The sequence below is a fragment of the Halostagnicola alkaliphila genome, from assembly GCF_055379965.1.
The window spans coordinates 2,721,555-2,737,810 of sequence record NZ_AP043826.1; the positions used below are offsets into that span (position 1 = coordinate 2,721,555).

Genomic DNA, 16,256 nt, shown 5'->3' on the forward strand with positions numbered 1-16,256 from the left:
GCTTCTCGTCGAACGACTGCTCCTTGTCGAACGGTTCCCCTCGACGAACTTCCTCTAGTCGTCGGCGCGTGCGGTCTCGAGCGCCGAGGGCGGGCCGCCCGGCAACTCGTCGCGGTCGTGTGGGGCCTCGAACTCGAGGTCCGGTCCGCGTGCGATGATTCCGGAGGGATTGACGTCCGGATGGGTCGTGTAATAGTGTTCCTTGATGTGATCCATGTTGACCGTTTGAGCGACGTCAGCGGTCCCCTCCCGATGGTCGGCGACGCCCGTCTGGTACAGGTCCCGCAGGTACGGCCAGAGGTTCTCGTACTCCCGGAGGAACTGCACGTTGCACATGAAGTGCGTATGGTAGACTTGATCGAATCGGACGAACGTCGTGAACATACAGATGTCGGCCTCGGTAAGCCGGTCTCCGGCGAGGTAGCGCTGGTCAGCCAGCACCTCGTCCCAGTGTGCGAGGGCCCCGAAGAGGTCGTCGATAGCCTCGTCGTAGGGTTCCTGATCCGTCGCGAACCCGGCGCGGTAGACGCCGTTGTTGATCGGCTCGTAGATATCGTCGATGATCCGATCGACTTCGTCCTGGTACCCCTCTGGATAGAGGTCGACGTCCCGATTGGCGATCTCGTCGAACTCGGTGTCGAGCATCCGGAGGATTTCGCTCGATTCGTTGTTGACGATCGTTTCTTCTTGTTTGTCCCAGAGGACCGGGACCGTTACGCGACAGGTCGCGTCCGGATCTGCCTCGACGTAGAGTTCTCGCAGGTAATCCGAACCGTACAGGTGGTCCGGCGTACAGCCGTCTTTTTCCGGGGTGAACTGCCACCCGTCCTCGTCGCGATACGGGTCGACGACCGACACCGAAATCGCGTCCTCGAGGCCCTTCATCGCTCGCACGAGCAGGGTTCGGTGTGCCCACGGACAGGCGTAGGAGACGTAGAGGTGGTAGCGGTCGGCTTCCGGTTGGAATCGTGCATCCGGGTCGTCCCGAATTTCGTTTCGGAAGGTGGTCACCTGCCGTTCGAACGCCCCGTCGTCGCCGGTCGTTTCGTGTGCGTCCGTCCGCCACTCTCCATCGACGAGTTTGTTCATACTCGAGTGGAGGAGATCCAGACACAAAACGAGCCAGCGTACATCAGTGTTACCGGACAGCGCCGGATGGAGGTGCGTTGGTAATCGTGCGGACAGTCATGCGAAATATATCGGCCGAAACCAAACCGCCCCGACCGGGAAACGATTATCCCACTGCCCCCACCTGTAGGGAACATGGAACGATACGATCTCGTCTACAGGCTCTACGACGAGTACGACACGAAGACGCTGCGGGAGTACCAGGAGTTCGTCGACGTTTTTCCGGCGATCGATTCGCGTGCCGCCCTCGAGCACTGGCAGGAAGCCAACACGGTTCTCGAGGAGCGAAAGGACGAAATTCGAGGGGACTTCGCTGCCGGCGAGACGTTCGCCGAGATCGCCGCGCGGGCTACTCGAGAGCAGGCGTTTACCGCCCTCGATTTGGGCGCGAAGTACGACCGTGCTGTCAACGTGCTCGTCCTCGACGTCGACGAGACGCTCCGCTCCGCCGGCGGGACGGACAACGAGATTCCGCGGGACACCCTCCACATGCTTACGGAGTTTCACGAGGCCGGGATTCCGATCGTCATCTGTACGGGACAGACCTTAGAGAACGTCAAGGGATTCGCGATCCAGGGGCTTGGCAGCGAAATCGTCCACTCGGGCGACCTCTCGATCGTTTACGAAGCGGGAACGGGCGTCTTCACGCCGGGACACGGAGCGAACACCAAGCAGTTACTCTACGAGGATCTCGACGAGGAAATTCGGACGGTCTTCGACGACATCCGGAGTCGCGTGCTTCCGGAAGCGCCGACGGATCTCCGGCGGGGCTGTCACCTGCAGGGCAACGAGTTCAACGTGACGATGAAGCCGAACTACGAAACCGGGACTTCACAGGCTCGAGCGGTCATCGACGAGGCGCTAGTCTATCTGATCGATCTCCTCGCCGACGCCGTCGGATCGACGCTCGAACTCGGGGCCGTCACACGTACCGGCGAAGACGACAGTGACGAGACCAACGGTGCTCGAACGGTCGACGGCAACACCGTCAGCGAGTGGACCCGAGCGTTCTACGCCGATCAGGATCCGGAGATTCGGGCCGTCCTCGAGAGCGAAGGCGCCTATCCGGATCTCGATGCTGAGGAGGTCCCGTCCGACCTAACCGACACGTTAGAACGCATCGACGTGGCCTACTACGAAGCCGACGCCGCCGAGATCGGCAGTCTCGAGTTGAACAAGGTCGTCGGCGTCGAACGGGCACTCGACGTGTTGGGACTCGAGGATCCGTTTTCGCTTGTGATGGGCGACTCTAAGAGCGACCTACGGGTGATGGAGTGGGTCGACGAGAAGGATGCCGGAATCGCGGCGGCACCCGAACACTCCTCGCAGGATACGCTTGATCACGTCCTCGGAACGGACGACCTCGTCTTCGATCAGGGGAAAAGCGTCGACGTGTTGCGGACGATCTACGCGCTCAATCTCCTGGCGAGACTCGATTAGCGGGAGCGGAGACCAATCGGAGCGCCGGTCCTCGAGCAAACCGATTCACTCCGTTCTCGACTCGAACTAAATAGGATGAATATTTATCCTAGATATTTATGCCACACCTATCAATAGTGTAATCATGCGAGCCGCAGTTCTCGAAAAACACGGCGAACCGCTGGCGGTCAAAGAGGTCGACTATCCCGAGCCGGGACCGGATCAGGTGATCGTCGAACCCGAAGCGTGTGGCATCTGTCGAAGCGACTGGCACGCGTGGCAGGGTGACTGGGGCTGGGTCGGCGCCGAAGCGCCCGAAGGGCAAATTCTCGGCCACGAGCCGGCGGGTATCGTTTCCGAGGTCGGCGCGGACGTGGAAACAGTCTCGGAAGGCGACCGGGTGACGGTGCCGTTTCATCTCGCCGACGGGAGCTGTCCGCACTGCCGCGCGGGTCGAGCGAACGTCTGCGATACGGTGATCCCGCTTGGGTTCACCGGCATCGCACCCGGCGCGTTCGCGGAGGCGTTCCCCGTTCGCGAGGCGGACTTTAACTGCGTACAACTCCCCGACGACGTCGAGTTCACCGAAATGGCGGGCCTCGGTTGTCGGTTCATGACCGCCTACCACGCCCTCTCGGATCGCGCGGATCTTCGCCCCGGCGATTGGGTTGCGATCCACGGCTGCGGCGGCGTCGGCCTCTCGGCGGTCCACATCGCGAGCGCGCTCGGTGCACATCCCATCGCGGTCGACGTTCGCGAGGACAAACTCGAGCGGGCCAGAGAGTTGGGGGCGGTTGCGACGGTCAACGCGGCCGAGACGGACAACACGGCGAGTGAAGTAAAGGCGATCGCCGACCGCGGCGCGGACGTCTCGATCGATGCGCTGGGTATCGAAGAAACCTGTACGAATTCCATCGGCAGCCTCGGCAAGACCGGAACTCACGTGCAAGTCGGGCTCACGACCGGAGAAGAGGGCGGCGAGATATCGATTCCCGTCGACGCGATGACGATGCAGGAGATCGACTTTCACGGCTCGTTCGGAATGCCCCTCGTTCGCTACGGCGAGCTGTTCACCCTCATCGCGCAGGGAACGCTCGAGCCGGGGAAGATAGTCGGCGAAACGCTCTCGCTCGAGGAGGTTCCGGAAACCCTCGCCTCGATGGATACCTACGATACCGTCGGCATTCCTGTCATTACTGAGTTTTAGCGTAAACCCGGACGGGGGCGGGAACCCGTCCTGGTGTGAGAGACATGAGCTTCCCCGACGCGGGGGCGAAGCCGCTTCGAGGGAACCGGGCACGGACACGCAATCGTACGGTCAGTACGTGATGAGCACTGGGCACGCACCCGACGGGGTCTGTTTCCCCGCAGTCAAGTCGATGAGAGACTGTTGTTTTGTTATGAACAACCTGTCTGACAGTAGCCCGAGAAAACTAATCGCCGCGATATCGAGATCGAGACGTATCGGCCGACTACGCGGTCACCGCAACCGCGTTACGCATCTCGATAGCTGGTGCTTTCTTTCCGAGGGACCTCCCTACGGGGCCATCCGAAGTTGATCGTGGTGGCTCCGCGGACTGCTCGAAGCTTTCACCCCCTCCACCACATCGAACCCCCAACACCCGACCACCTCGAGCGAACCGAACTGGTCCTCGTCGGCGAACTGCACCGACCGGACGGATCCGTCGGGGTGCCGTCATAAACGGTTGAATCGAGAGACAATATCCTGTGAAACCGGACTTCGCGGAGGATTCGCTCGTTCGTTTCAGTTACCTCTCGAGACTCGAGAAGGGACAACATATGTTAATTCTAACAACTGATTCGGCGCTGATCAGTGTCGCGTAACTGTTTCAGTTCGGACAAATAACAGGAACGAGTCGAACGAACGATGAACGATTTCGAACAATTGGAGGGAGAACTCGAGGACCAAACCGAAGCCGATCGGAATCGACGACCGCCGGTAGAACGTGTTTTACCGCCCGGTTCAGAGAGACCGATCGGCGGGACTATCCCGGCGTCGTCTAGTGGTATACACTACTTACCTGATTGCTAATCAGCACCCGATTACGTGCAGTGGTGTTCCAGCTATCGACCCGTGGTCGATAGAATAGCGCGCCGGTTAATTCAGTCATAGAAACGACCTACTTTCGGTTACAAGCCGGATAACTACAACCTGTCCCCGCCGAGAGGTCGGTATGATCACCTGTACGAACTGCGAGACCGCCCAGTTCCTCCAGATCACACAGAGCCGGGTGTATTTCGAGGACGGTGAAATGATCAACGAGATCACGGAGCACTACGAGTGTACCCTCTGCGAGTCGACCGGGCAGTACATCTACGACGAAGACCGCGACGAGGCGAACGTCACCGGCGACGTCGAACTCACGAGAGAACGGCCGAAATTCGCGTAACAGGGTACCAGTTGCAGCAGTGAAATCGGCTATCGGCCTCGAATCTGGGGGACCTCATCTCGGCCGCCTGATCTCTGAAGACTCCGTTTTCTTCGTTCGCCGTTTGGCCCACCCGTTGCTTTCCTCAGCCACTGTTTCCATTCCCGGTATCGTTGTTCTCGCTCGATTGAACCTTCTCACCCGGTTAAATCCCGTCGGAGTCTCGATTTCGGTGGCCGAGCGCCGTCGATTCCCCGCGACTGCCGACCGAAATCGAGTCGCGCTTCTCGAGTCGCTCCGTCGAATCACCGTACTGTCTCCGGGTGATCGCCGATCGTCGCCGTTCGACATCCCACTCCTCGAAGAGCCCGTACTCCGTCATCGTGTCCATCCCCGCGAGCGCGGCCGTGAGTTTGAGTCCGACGAGGGGGATTTCGGCGACCGAAATGATCACGTCGGCGCGGAGGATGACGCCGTCTCGCAAGATTACGTCGAGGAGATCGACCAGCGCCTCGTCGTCCTTTCTGGGCATCATCCGTCCTCACCACCGAGTTCGGGGGCGAACGTGTACGGCGGCCATGGACCCGTAAATTTGACCGCGAAACCGGGATTCGACGCGACGTCGTCGAGCACCGAACCGACCGCTGATTCGTCGTCCTCGTGAGCGAGCACCGTGAACCGACACAGCGTTTCCCCGGAGTCGAGCGAGGGTTCCGCCGAATCTTTCGATCCGTCCTCGAGCGTGGCCGCCGGGGATCGCTCGAGTGCGTGTACTTCTCGAACGTGTTCGTCGATTCGTTCTCTCAGGTCGGCTTCGACCGATTCCCGCCGATCCGCCCGCAGCTGTTTGACGCGCTGGTCGTACTGTTTCTCGAGGAGGTGTGCGGTCCCCGATCCCGAGTCGTCGATCCGCTCTCTCAGTTCGGCGAGTTGTTCGTCGCGTTCTATCAACCGCTCCTCCTCGATCGGATCCGTTTCGACGACTTCGATTCGATACTCCCAGTGGCCCGCAAGTTCCGCAAGCGTCGGCTCGAGCGTGTCGTACTCGCCTCGGAGCCACTCGCGCACTCCCTCGTCGTCGGTTCGGATGATCGTATCGAACTGGAACGGTACCGGCGTTCCGAACCGCTCGCCCGCGGCATCGACGACAGTCTGGTGGCGGACGAGCCAGCGTTTGACCTGCTCGAGATCACCCGAATCGTAGATGCCGTCACAGTCGTGACAGACGACGCCGATGTCGTCGACGGCGAGCACGGAAACGGGTTCGCCGTCGATACCCGTCTTCTCGAGGTCGATTCGGTCCCGGTCCTGAAAACCGTCTTCGCCGTCGATTCGAACGGCACAGTAGAGGTACCGTCCCTCTTCGATATCGGGAAGCGAATCCGACTCGCCGCCGGAGCGCCGTTGTTCTTGGGAGGGGTGTTCCTCTCGAGCGTCGACGCCGGACCCCGCCCGATCGCGACTCACTCTTGTTCACCTCCGAAAACGGAGTAGCCGGGTTGTCTGTGTTCGGAGTAATCTCCTCCTAACTGCTCGATCGCGTCGCTTACCAGTCCGTCGAGGTCGCCTCGAAGGTCGTCGACGCCGTCGTCGATACCCTCGTCCGATTTCAGCTCCTCGAGTTCGGCTTCGATGGTGGCGAGCTGTTCGCCGAGGCGTTCGATCTCCTCGTCATCGAGGTCGCCGGACTCCATCCGACGGACGGCCTCGCGCTCTAAGGCCTCGATGAGCAGTTCGACGACGGTTACGACGAGCGTCATGAGGCCGTCTCGAGCGTCCTCACCGTCGCCGACGTCGATCGTCGTCATTCGGTATCCGCCTCCGCCGCCGCTTCGGTTTCTTCATCACCCGCCTCAGCGTCGCGCTCCGTCTCGTTACTCGCCTCATCGTCGCCGTCGTCCGGGGTCCTCTCGCCTCCGTCGGCGCTGTTCTGGCCCTCCGAATCGCCTCCGTCATCGTCGCTCAGCATATCGAATCCGCCGCTGGTCGGCCGATCCGGATCGGGTCGAGCGCCGACACGCTCGCTCACGCCGCTGGGTGCTTCGTAGGACTCGTCGCCGCTCGAGTCGTCGAATTCCTCTCCTGACCTGCCGCCGTCCGTTTCGCTGGATTCGGCTTCCGCCTCGCTTCCGTCCGCTTTCGCGGCCTCCTCGTCCGACTTTTCACCATCGTCGTTATCCTCGGGATCCGGCGTGACGTTGACGCCTCGAGTCGGGTCGATCGCGGGGTTGGGACGATCCATCTCGGCTAGCTCGGGATCACCGACGGCCTCGGCGACTCGGCGCATGTCGGTCCCCTCCGGGAACTCGAGGCCGTACTTCGCCGCCGTCTCGAAGGAGGCGATCGCCGCCCGGACCTGAATGCCCAGAAGCTGTGTGTCGCCGATCGAGACGGCGATATCGGCGTTGATGACGATTCCCTTGTCGAGGAGCATTTCCACGACCTCGGCGAGGTCGGTCTTCTGTCGACTGGGCTGAAAGTCATCGACCACGCCGCTCACCTCCGCGCTCGGCCGTCCGAACGAACCGCGGGTGTTCGTAGTCGATTCGGGCTGGCTCATCGACCGCCGGATGTCGTGAGGTAACTAGCATGATATCACCGTTAGTCATCGTCGTATCCCCGCCGCTTGCGCTCGAGTTCGAATCGCCGGCCGTAGATCCGCTTTCGCGTCGGTGCGGTCGAGTACTTCACCTTCCGCGGAACCGTCGAGTACCGAGCGCCGCCGCCGAGGTCGCGTCGGTCGGTCTGGATGGTCGACGCCGCCGTCGGGTTTCTCGAGTTAGTGCTCGTGTCCTGGCGACGCATCTTCTCGCGGTTCAGTTCGTAGAGTTTCTCGAACTTGCCGTGGGTCTTCAACAGGGCGTCCCGAAACTCGTCGATCCCCTCGATCGCCTGTTGCTGGATGAATACTTGGTACGCTTCGGGGTTCTGTTCCACGTCGAGCGATCCCAGCGCATCTTTGGGGTCGACGTCGTCGAGGAGCCCGTCTTCGTCTCCGCCGAGTAGCCCGTCTTCGCCGCCGAGGATCCCATCGTCTTCGTTCCCGCCGAGCATCCCGTCTTCGCCGCCGACGAGTTCGTCGTCCCCGGTCACCGCAGATGCGGCCTCGGAGGCCAGTCCACCGTCTTCGCCGCTGGCAAGGTCATCGACCGCCTCCTCGAGTTCCTGGGACTCCTCCCAGATGTCGGTAAGGTCGGTTGCGTTCCAGGCGCTTAGCAAATCGACCGCATCGAAGACTCGGCTGAAATCGACGGCGTCGTCTACGCCCCCTTCGTCGTCGCCGTCCAGCGCCTCGGGTACCTCGCCGATGTCGACCGCCTCGAGCAGTTCGTCGCCGTCGACAGCGTCCGGGAGGTTCTCGAGGTCGACCGCTTCGAGGAGCTCCTCGAGTTCCGTCGCGACGTCGATGAGTGCGTCGACATCCCCGAGGACGGATTCGAGCGCCTCGTCGTCGAGTTCCTCGAGCGACTCGACGGGATCGAGCTGGTCTTCGAGCGACTCGAGATGGTCCACCGCGTTCTGAAAGACCGAGGCGTCGTCGGCACCTGCCTCCGAGTCCTCACTCATCGCCACCACCGCCGGAATCGTTGGTATCGTCGGAATCGTCTGCTGTCCGACTTCTCGACACGTCGTCCGTCGAAACGGTAACGGTCAAAACGCCGTTTTTGATCCGCGCGTCGGCCTCGACCGACGATCGATCCCACGGAACGTCGACGCGCTCGAGTTCTCGGTCGCTCACGCCGACGACGAGCGTCGTCTCTCCGACGGGTTCGTCGTCAAATCCGACGGTGATCGAATCGGGGTCGACCGCCGAAACGTCCGCGATAACCAGCAGTTCGTCGTCGTAGGTCCTGGTCGTCACGTGCTGGGTGGACATCGACGACCGACGACGGCGCGTTCGCGAGGGACGGTTACCGGAAGAACCTCCCTGTTCAGCTCTTCGAGGCTCTCGCGACCCTCTACCCGGCGAATCCCGGACGGAATCCGAATCGATCGATTCGATCCCGGACCCGATCGAAACGTCGTAATCGAGTCCGAACCGACCGCCTCCGCCGGCCCGCCCCGATCGCGACGCCCTCGAGGACCGATCGAGGGAATCGAGGAGGTTCAGGAGACTCGAGAGCCAGTGTCCTCCGCCGGAATCACTTGACTCCGGCGGCTCACCGGACGGCCAGTGGTCAGTCGGCCCCGGGCCGATCGGCGGCTGGTGATCGTCGGGTTCCGACGGCTCACCGTCAGCGGGCTCGTCGGAGGCGTCATCGGATCGATGCGAGTCTCGGTTCGGCGGTTCGTACTCGTCGCCGTTCGATTCGTCCGATCGCTCGTCGTCTGGTGGGTCGTCGGACATTATCGTTTCACCTCTACGCGCCCGGTCCGCAGTTCCTGGTGGACCTCTCGGGCAACCTCGATTTCCTCCTCGAGCGCTTCTTTCCGCTCTAAGTACTCCGACTCCGATCGTTCGCCGAGTTCGTACAGGAGCTGGTTTTCCTTGCGCTCGTCCTCGAGCCCCTCGAGGTCGTAGAGCTCGTCGAGTGCGATCGTGTGGATCGCGTCGAGGATGTTGACGAACGGCTGGAAGAGCAAGTCGTCGAGTACGAACATGGATTATCGTTGGGCTCCAATTTTGACGTCGACGAAGCTGTACGGTGCGAACGGGCCGGTATACTGGACCATAACGTCCTCGAGATCGGGGTGATCCTCGAGCTCCGCGACGGCGTCGTCGAACGGTTCGCGCTCGTCTTCCTCGACGAGGTACGAGCGATTGAGGACGAGCCGATCGCTGAAGTGATCGTTCTCGACCGATTGAGCCGCGAGCGGCTCGAGCGCATCGGCGACGGTTTCCTGAACTGCCTCCCGATCGACGTCGGCGTCTTCCTCAGTGACGAGCTTGAGCCCGAGCTCGATTCGACCTTCGATATCGCGGATTGCGCGCCGAAACGCCGGGCGAGCGCCCCGAATGACGTTTTTCAACGCGCGATTGCTTTCGAAGGCCATTCCGAACTGCATCGGAATGATCGGATACCCGTTGGTCCGCTCCATGATCTCGCGGAGAACCTCGTCGTGTCGCTGTGCGTCCTCGTCCGTTTCCTCGGGATCGGTCGTGTCGATATCCGAGACGACGGCCTGATACCGTCGATGCGAGACGGTGTAGACCTCGTCTGCACCCCCGACCGCGTCGGTTTCGAACTCGACGTCGGCATCGGATTCGACGATTCCGTAGACGTATCGGTTAGTCACGCAACCGCCCCCCCGACGAATCCTCAGTGCGTTTCGCTCGAGGCGGTCGTGACCCGCTCTCGAAGCGGGTGATTACGCCGTTCGTCCGCTGTGATAGTACCGAATTCGTATTCATAGTAGGTTCGTGACGGTCTCGAGTATCCCGCTGTGGTCTCTCCGAGTGAAGAGGCGCAAGCGCACCGAGAGCGCTCGTCGGGTAGGAGTCGCCCCTGAGCACCGTTCTCACAATCCGTTTCGAACGGATACTACACTACCACTGCCCGTTATCCTCGTGCTTGCAGTCGCAAGAATTCACTCTCTGGTCTGACAATCTACGTGAATTTAAATATAATCAACGTATAGATATGAATGAAACTACATTCCATCATGGAGCCCAACTCAACGAATTCGCGGTGGAAACACGTGATCATGATCGTTCCAGTCGTGTACGTGCTCATGCTATCCTTTCTCGTGGCGTTCGGTGCCGCGCTCATTTCCGGCTTCGAAAGCGTACCCGTCGACGAGACGACGGTAACGATCATCGGAATGGTCGTTATTACCGGCGGCTCTCTGGTCACGATCACACTGCCGTACGCGCTGTATCGAGACATCTCGATCCTCGAGGCGGCCGGTGTTACGACCGAGTGGGAGCCAGACCGGACCAAATTCGTGCTCACGGCGGCCTTCGGATGCTTCGTCCCCGGGTTGAGTCCGCTCGTGTCGATCTACTATCTGTACCAGCGACGAACTTACGCGGGGATTCGATAAGCGCATGTCACTGACAGATCCACAACGGACAGGCTCGACGGAAACAGCCGCTATCGACCTCGAAGCCGCGACGAAACGGTACGATGGTGTCGTCGCCCTCGACGGCGTTTCGCTGACGGTTCCACGGGGGGAGGTCTTCGGATTTCTCGGGCCCAACGGCGCGGGAAAAACGACGCTCATTCACCTCTTGCTCGGGTTCACCCGACCGACCGACGGGCAACTGCGCGTACTGGGCGACGACGTGCAGGAGGCCCCACAGCAAATTCGCGAACGGACCGGTATCCTCCCCGAGCGTGCCGCAGTCTACGATCGTCTGACCGGACGAGAACACGTTTCTTTCGCGATCAAGTCGAACGGGGCAGGTGACGAACCACAGTCGATCCTCGAGCGCGTCGGGATCGCCGACGCGGCCGACCGAAACGCCGGCGACTACTCGAAAGGCATGAAACAACGACTCCTGCTCGGAATGGCCCTCGTCGGCTCGCCCGACCTGTTGATCCTCGACGAGCCATCGACTGGGCTCGATCCGCAGGGCGCTCGCGATCTTCGTGAGATCGTCCGAGCGGAGGCCGCTCGCGGCGCGACGGTTTTCTTTTCGAGTCACAGTCTCGACCAGGTCGAAGCGGTCTGTGACCGCGTCGGCATCCTCGCGAACGGGAGGTTGATCGCCGTCGATTCGATAGACGGGCTTCGGAACACGGCGAAATCGAAGACGACGCTTACGGTCGACGTCGATCGTCTCCCCGACGGGGCGATTTCGTCGATCGAAGCGATACCCGGGGTCGCCGATGCGAGCGGAACCCACACGACCGTCACGGTCTCGTGCGAAGACGAAGCGAAACCGGACGTACTGACCGAACTCGAGGCCGCCGGGGCGTCGGTCAACACCTTCGATACCGACGAACCGTCTCTGGAGGAACTGTTCGTCGCCCAGACGTCGTCTTCGGACGGTGAACTATGAGTGTCGGACGGTGGACGACGCGAGCGACGCTGGTCGCGAAAAAGGAGTTTCTGGTTGCGATTCGATCGCGAGTGCTTCTCGGATTGACCGCGCTGTTCGTCCTCTTTACCGTCGGCGGGATCGTTCTCGCGGCGCAGTTCGGGGACCTCGTGAACGCGGACAGTAACACCGTTAGTATCCTCTTCGGATTGCTGTCACCGGCTGCGATGTTCGTCCCGATTATCGGGACGTTGATCGGATACAAGGCGATCGCGGCTGAGCGAGAAAGCGGGAGTATTTACAGTCTGTTGGGTATGTCTCACTCTCGAGGCACCATCGTTTTCGGGAAGATTATCGGTCGATCGTGCGTGGTCGCCGTCTCGATCATCGTCGGATTTGCGGCCGGTGGGGTTGCGCTCGTCGCCGCCACAGGGACGATCAGACCGGTTCAGTTTCTCGTCTTCGTGGGAGCGACGCTACTCCTCGGCGTCGCGTACGTCAGCCTCGCCGTCGCGATCTCCTCGGCGACCGATTCGACGACTCGAGCCGCCTGGGGCGCGTTCGGAACGTTCGTCGTGCTCAACTTCCTCTGGGAGTTACTCGCCTTTTTGTTGCACTTTCTCCACGCCGGAACGACGACGATCGAGCCGCCGCTCCCCGAGTGGTTCGTTCTGTTCTTCCGATTGTCGCCCGCGGTCGCCTATCAGATCGTGGCGACGGCGACGCTCCCGGAAGATGATCTGTTTCTGTCAGGGCTCGCTGAGGTATCGGGAACGGCCGGCGAAACGCCGTTTTACCTCGAGCCGTGGTTCGCGGTCGCGATCCTCGGCTTCTGGATTGTGGTCCCCGCCGCTGCGGGATACGCCCGGTTTAAACGCCTCGAGATTTGACCGGACACCCCGTTCGTATTCGGTGCGATCACGCGTTCCGATCACTCTCGAAACCAAACCGAAACGGCGTAGTCACGAAAATCGTCGGACGCTTCGGTGGCCGTTCTCGATCGATCAATCGGCCGGAGCTTGCGGCGAGGGATCCTCGAGCGTCGTGTTTTCTTCCTCGAACAGCGCCGCGCTCGTCTCCGGTGCGAGTTCGTTGACGATCGATCTTCCATCGCGTTCGCGAATCACCAGGTCGTCGTCTTCGAGCGTCGAGAGGTGGTGAGTAACCGTACTCGGATCGCGGTCGAGTTCCGCCGCGAGTTCGCTGTTGTTCGCTCGCTCGAGCGTTGCGAGCGCCTCGAGTACGTCGCGTTTAGCGGGTTCCTCGAGTGCAGCCTGAAGTTCGGAATCGATTTCCTCGAGGTAGTACCGTCGCTTGCCGTTGATTTTGACCGTCGTCAAAAGCCCCTCTTCCTCGAGAACCCGAACGTGGTGACGAACCGTCGACAAGGGGACGTCGATTTCGTCGCTGATCTGGGAGAGGTACCGTCCCGGATCCGCCTCGAGCGTCTCGTAGATAGCGTTCCGAGTTTCGTTCTCGAGCGGGTCCGAATCGTCGTACCTGCTGTACTTGAGAATCGGGATCAGCTCCCACGGAATCGCCTCGAGGGCCCGACGAAGGGACCGGCGACCGGATGCGGACCAGTTCGCGACCGCGTTGCTGGCACCGCCTGCCAGACCACCGCCGCTCGCTCCGCCTGCTCCGCCGGCCGCGCCGGCCCCTGACGCTCCACCGGCGAGACCGGAACTTGCCGCCGCTCCCGCACCACTCGCCGCTCCCGCACCTGCGCCACCCGCAGCACCCGCGCTAGCGATTGCCCCGCCCGCGCCGCCGATCCCGCCCGCCGCTCCTGCCGATGCCGTCATCGCCCCCATCAATCCGACCAGCACCGCATCGGCCGCGATTTTGCCTGTTCCGGGATCCGTTGGCGCTCCGCCGGCTACTGCTCCGAGCACCGATTCGCCGTCGGCGACCGACGAAAGCGAACCGTCGGTTCCCGGAATCTGAACCGACGCGACCGTAGAGATCGGCGACGAAATCGTGTCCGCCGCGCCGCCTGCTGCGGACTCGAGCGCATCCGTCGTCAAATCGATCGGCTCCTCGAGAAACGAATCCGCTTCGTCAGCCGTGCCGTTGGTCACGTCGTCGACACCGTCGGTGGTCTCGTCGACGATATCCTCGAGTGGCTCTGACGTTTCGTCGACTCGCTCGTCAAGTCCGCCCGTGGTTTCGTTCGTCGCATTCTGGACCGCCTCCGTCGTCTCGTTGACGCTGTCGATTGGGTCGTCTACGGAATCGGTGGTCGTGTCGTTTGTACCGTCGCTAGTACCATCTACTGCCTCTGTCGCGTCGGTGGATGTCTCGTCAATCGCGTCACTCGTCTCAGTCACCGTCTCGTCGTCTCCGTTCGTCGGTTCGTCCGCGGATTCGTCTACCGTCTCGGACGTCTCGTCCGCCCCTTCCTCGAGCGAGTCAGCCGTGTCGTCGATCGAATCGTCGTCGATACTGTCCGTCGAATCGAAGCTGGAATCGATATCGGAAGGACTGGTATCGGTTCCGCTGGCTTCCTCGAGCGGTCCGTCGGCCGCCGTAGTCGTAATCATAATGCCCGTCGCTCCTGCGACCATCGAACAAACCACGAACAAAGAGAGGAACGCGATCGTTCCGCTCGAGACCGCCGATCCCATGAGCTCATCACCTACTCGCGAGCCATCCGTAATACCTTTTTTCCGTAATCCGACGACATCTGGTAGAGAAACCCACAGTCGCGTTCGTTCATATACAGTCAAAACCACTTGAGAAGCGCGGAAAGTAGGTTCGAACGGAATTCGGGCGACGCGAACGTCTTGTCAGATCGGGTCGTGACTTCTAGCCGACGGTCGTCGCGACACCCTTCGTCTGGCGGTAATCGCTCGCCAGGATCGCCTCGAGCGTCTCGAGGATCGTTTCCCGATCACCCTCGTCCCACTCGGTCGGGTTCCGAATCGGCACGACCATGAACCCCCGTCCGCGGATTTCGCTGGCGTGGAGGGTCTCCATCTCGAGGTCGACTTTTTCGCGCTGGGTGGTATACTGACGGAGCACGTGATCGGTCGCGCGCTCGCCCACCGGAAGCAGGATGTGTGCGTTGATCGCCCGCAGTTCGGCGTCGAAGTACCGCTCGAGTTCGGCGTACTCCGCCGGGGTCGGTGAGCGCCCGTCCGGAAGCGAGCACATGTGAATGTAGTCGACGAAGAGGTCCTCGAGGCGAGGGTTGTCTCGCGGGCCCGTGACGAAACCGGCGTCTCGAAAGAGGGTTTGAACGCCGATTCCGGCGTCCGTCTCGGTGAACGGAACCCCGGTCGTTTCGCCGCCGTGGATACCTGGGTGATCGCCGATCACCTGAAAGTCGGCGTTGGCGTCACCGTAGCCGAAGACGGCGGAGTGGCTTCCCGCATCCTGTCGCTCGAACGGCGGCCGCATGCCGAAGGGGTTGCTCGTTCTATCGGTGACGTTTTTCACGGGAGAGGAAACGGGTGCGGAACAAATAATTTGAGCGGTTTGGCGGACTAATCAATCATCTATCGTGAGGATCCCCGTCCACTGAGGCGTTTGCGGATTCGGAATCGATCGCAAGGGTCGAATCGACCAGCGCCGCGAGCCCGCGACGCAACCGCTGTGAAACCGCCGAGTCGGAAATTCCCAATTCGTCGCCGAGTTCGACCAGCGTCGTTCGACGCGGGACGTCGAAGTATCCCGACTCGTAAGCGGTCACGACGAGGTCACGCTGTGGCGACGTCAATCCGAACTGTTGGTCTCGTTCAGGGTCGACGGCTTCGTGGAGTTGGACGAGATCGAGAGATACCTCCTGCTCGAGACAGTCGGTGTAAAACAGGGAGAGATCTTCGTAGGAGGGAAACCGAAGCTGGAACGTCCACTGATCGCTCGTCCCCGTCGCGTTCGTGACGATGGCGTCGTGTTCTTGAATCGCATCGAGAACGCCGTTTACCGACTGGGCCCACTCGACTTTGACGAGGTTGTGATCGCCGATGTCGTCGATTTCGGTCGCCGATTTCACGGCGGGCTGTGCTTCGATCGTCTCGGTGACGGGCTCGGGGGCAGAGTTCGGAACCCAGAGGTAGGGAATCACCTCCTCGCTGGTCGGGACCGTCGTTTCGATCGTTAGCGGGCCGTCGAGCTCGGACTCGAGCACCGATCCGAGCGGAAACTCTGATGTTGGTATCGCAACGTTGGCGATAACGCTCATTGGTTACCGGTTTTTGCGTTCCGTTCGACTGGCGATGCGACCCGTCGGGTGCGGGGGGAGACGAGGATCGGGCGAATCATCGAAACGTGGTGTCGAATCGGTCGGGATACCTGTAACCCGGTTGCTCGGTTAGACATTCGTCTTATATACATTCCAACTATCCAGACAGGTCGTAAAAATCGAGAGCTTCGGTACCGAAGGGTTTTAT

General features: G+C 61.3%; 19 protein-coding genes. 7 read left to right on the forward strand and 12 right to left on the reverse strand.

All coding sequences use genetic code 11. The features are described from left to right. Positions 1-54: 54 nt before the first annotated feature. Positions 55-1,089: a glutathione S-transferase family protein gene (locus tag ACZ5C7_RS18855; protein WP_464377802.1), complete on the reverse strand. Its 1,035-nt coding sequence runs from the start codon at positions 1,087-1,089 to the stop codon at positions 55-57. A gap of 174 nt (positions 1,090-1,263) precedes the next feature. Between ACZ5C7_RS18855 and ACZ5C7_RS18860 the strand changes: the two genes are divergently transcribed. The 4 genes from ACZ5C7_RS18860 (at position 1,264) to ACZ5C7_RS18875 (ending at position 4,958) form a co-directional block, all read left to right on the forward strand. Beyond that, the gene (locus tag ACZ5C7_RS18860) at positions 1,264-2,568 is read left to right on the forward strand and encodes an HAD family hydrolase (protein WP_464377803.1); all 1,305 of its coding nucleotides are present in this window, start codon (positions 1,264-1,266) and stop codon (positions 2,566-2,568) included. 124 nt (positions 2,569-2,692) lie between these two features. Then, positions 2,693-3,754: a zinc-dependent alcohol dehydrogenase family protein gene (locus ACZ5C7_RS18865; protein ID WP_464377804.1), complete on the forward strand. Its 1,062-nt coding sequence runs from the start codon at positions 2,693-2,695 to the stop codon at positions 3,752-3,754. Positions 3,755-4,111: 357 nt separating this feature from the next. Next, positions 4,112-4,249, forward strand: a complete 138-nt coding sequence (locus tag ACZ5C7_RS18870; RefSeq protein WP_464377805.1) for a hypothetical protein — start codon at positions 4,112-4,114, stop codon at positions 4,247-4,249. A 493-nt stretch (positions 4,250-4,742) separates the two neighbouring features. Further along, positions 4,743-4,958 carry a hypothetical protein gene (locus ACZ5C7_RS18875; protein ID WP_283835221.1) on the forward strand — a complete coding sequence of 72 codons (216 nt, stop codon included), beginning with the start codon at positions 4,743-4,745 and terminating at the stop codon, positions 4,956-4,958. A 184-nt stretch (positions 4,959-5,142) separates the two neighbouring features. Here ACZ5C7_RS18875 and gvpM read toward each other — a convergent pair whose 3' ends face one another. The 8 genes from gvpM to ACZ5C7_RS18915 form a co-directional block, all read right to left on the reverse strand. After that, positions 5,143-5,472 (reverse strand): gas vesicle protein GvpM, encoded by a 330-nt coding sequence (gene gvpM / locus ACZ5C7_RS18880; protein WP_464377806.1) that lies wholly within the window; start codon positions 5,470-5,472, stop codon positions 5,143-5,145. Next, complete coding sequence (gene gvpL / locus ACZ5C7_RS18885; protein WP_464377807.1) at positions 5,469-6,404, reverse strand: gas vesicle protein GvpL; 936 nt, start codon at positions 6,402-6,404, stop codon at positions 5,469-5,471. Before gvpL ends, gvpM begins: the two co-directional genes overlap by 4 nt. Next, positions 6,401-6,745 carry a gas vesicle protein K gene (locus tag ACZ5C7_RS18890; protein WP_464377808.1) on the reverse strand — a complete coding sequence of 115 codons (345 nt, stop codon included), beginning with the start codon at positions 6,743-6,745 and terminating at the stop codon, positions 6,401-6,403. The genes gvpL and ACZ5C7_RS18890 overlap by 4 nt, the downstream gene beginning before the upstream one ends. Then, positions 6,742-7,428, reverse strand: coding sequence for a gas vesicle protein GvpJ (gene gvpJ / locus ACZ5C7_RS18895; protein ID WP_464378476.1), 687 nt, complete (start codon positions 7,426-7,428; stop codon positions 6,742-6,744). Before gvpJ ends, ACZ5C7_RS18890 begins: the two co-directional genes overlap by 4 nt. A 110-nt stretch (positions 7,429-7,538) precedes the next feature. Beyond that, positions 7,539-8,504 (reverse strand): hypothetical protein, encoded by a 966-nt coding sequence (locus tag ACZ5C7_RS18900; RefSeq protein WP_464377809.1) that lies wholly within the window; start codon positions 8,502-8,504, stop codon positions 7,539-7,541. Further along, positions 8,497-9,285 (reverse strand): DUF7127 family protein, encoded by a 789-nt coding sequence (locus ACZ5C7_RS18905; protein ID WP_464377810.1) that lies wholly within the window; start codon positions 9,283-9,285, stop codon positions 8,497-8,499. The genes ACZ5C7_RS18900 and ACZ5C7_RS18905 overlap by 8 nt, the downstream gene beginning before the upstream one ends. Then, on the reverse strand, positions 9,285-9,539 hold the full coding sequence (gene gvpF, locus ACZ5C7_RS18910) for a gas vesicle protein GvpF (protein ID WP_464377811.1): 255 nt from the start codon (positions 9,537-9,539) through the stop codon (positions 9,285-9,287). The genes ACZ5C7_RS18905 and gvpF overlap by 1 nt, the downstream gene beginning before the upstream one ends. Positions 9,540-9,542: 3 nt before the next feature. Further along, complete coding sequence (locus tag ACZ5C7_RS18915; RefSeq protein ID WP_464377812.1) at positions 9,543-10,175, reverse strand: GvpL/GvpF family gas vesicle protein; 633 nt, start codon at positions 10,173-10,175, stop codon at positions 9,543-9,545. Positions 10,176-10,541: 366 nt separating this feature from the next. Here ACZ5C7_RS18915 and ACZ5C7_RS18920 point away from each other — a divergent pair, with 366 nt between their 5' ends. From ACZ5C7_RS18920 to ACZ5C7_RS18930, 3 genes are read left to right on the forward strand one after another with little or no spacing between them, the layout of a single operon-like run. Further along, complete coding sequence (locus ACZ5C7_RS18920; RefSeq protein ID WP_464377813.1) at positions 10,542-10,922, forward strand: hypothetical protein; 381 nt, start codon at positions 10,542-10,544, stop codon at positions 10,920-10,922. A gap of 4 nt (positions 10,923-10,926) precedes the next feature. Then, a complete protein-coding gene (locus ACZ5C7_RS18925; protein WP_464377814.1) occupies positions 10,927-11,883 on the forward strand; it encodes an ABC transporter ATP-binding protein in 957 nt (318 codons plus the stop codon). Beyond that, positions 11,880-12,752, forward strand: a complete 873-nt coding sequence (locus ACZ5C7_RS18930; RefSeq protein WP_464377815.1) for an ABC transporter permease subunit — start codon at positions 11,880-11,882, stop codon at positions 12,750-12,752. The genes ACZ5C7_RS18925 and ACZ5C7_RS18930 overlap by 4 nt, the downstream gene beginning before the upstream one ends. Before the next feature lie 114 nt (positions 12,753-12,866). Here the strand turns inward: ACZ5C7_RS18930 and ACZ5C7_RS18935 are convergent, their stop codons facing one another. From ACZ5C7_RS18935 to ACZ5C7_RS18945, 3 genes are all read right to left on the reverse strand, one after another. Beyond that, positions 12,867-14,489 (reverse strand): winged helix-turn-helix transcriptional regulator, encoded by a 1,623-nt coding sequence (locus tag ACZ5C7_RS18935; protein WP_464377816.1) that lies wholly within the window; start codon positions 14,487-14,489, stop codon positions 12,867-12,869. Between the two features lie 181 nt (positions 14,490-14,670). Beyond that, entirely contained in the window at positions 14,671-15,303 is a 633-nt protein-coding gene (locus ACZ5C7_RS18940; RefSeq protein WP_464377817.1) for a uracil-DNA glycosylase family protein, read from the reverse strand. A 55-nt stretch (positions 15,304-15,358) separates the two neighbouring features. Continuing rightward, positions 15,359-16,048 carry a helix-turn-helix domain-containing protein gene (locus tag ACZ5C7_RS18945; RefSeq protein ID WP_464377818.1) on the reverse strand — a complete coding sequence of 230 codons (690 nt, stop codon included), beginning with the start codon at positions 16,046-16,048 and terminating at the stop codon, positions 15,359-15,361. Positions 16,049-16,256: the final 208 nt, after the last annotated feature.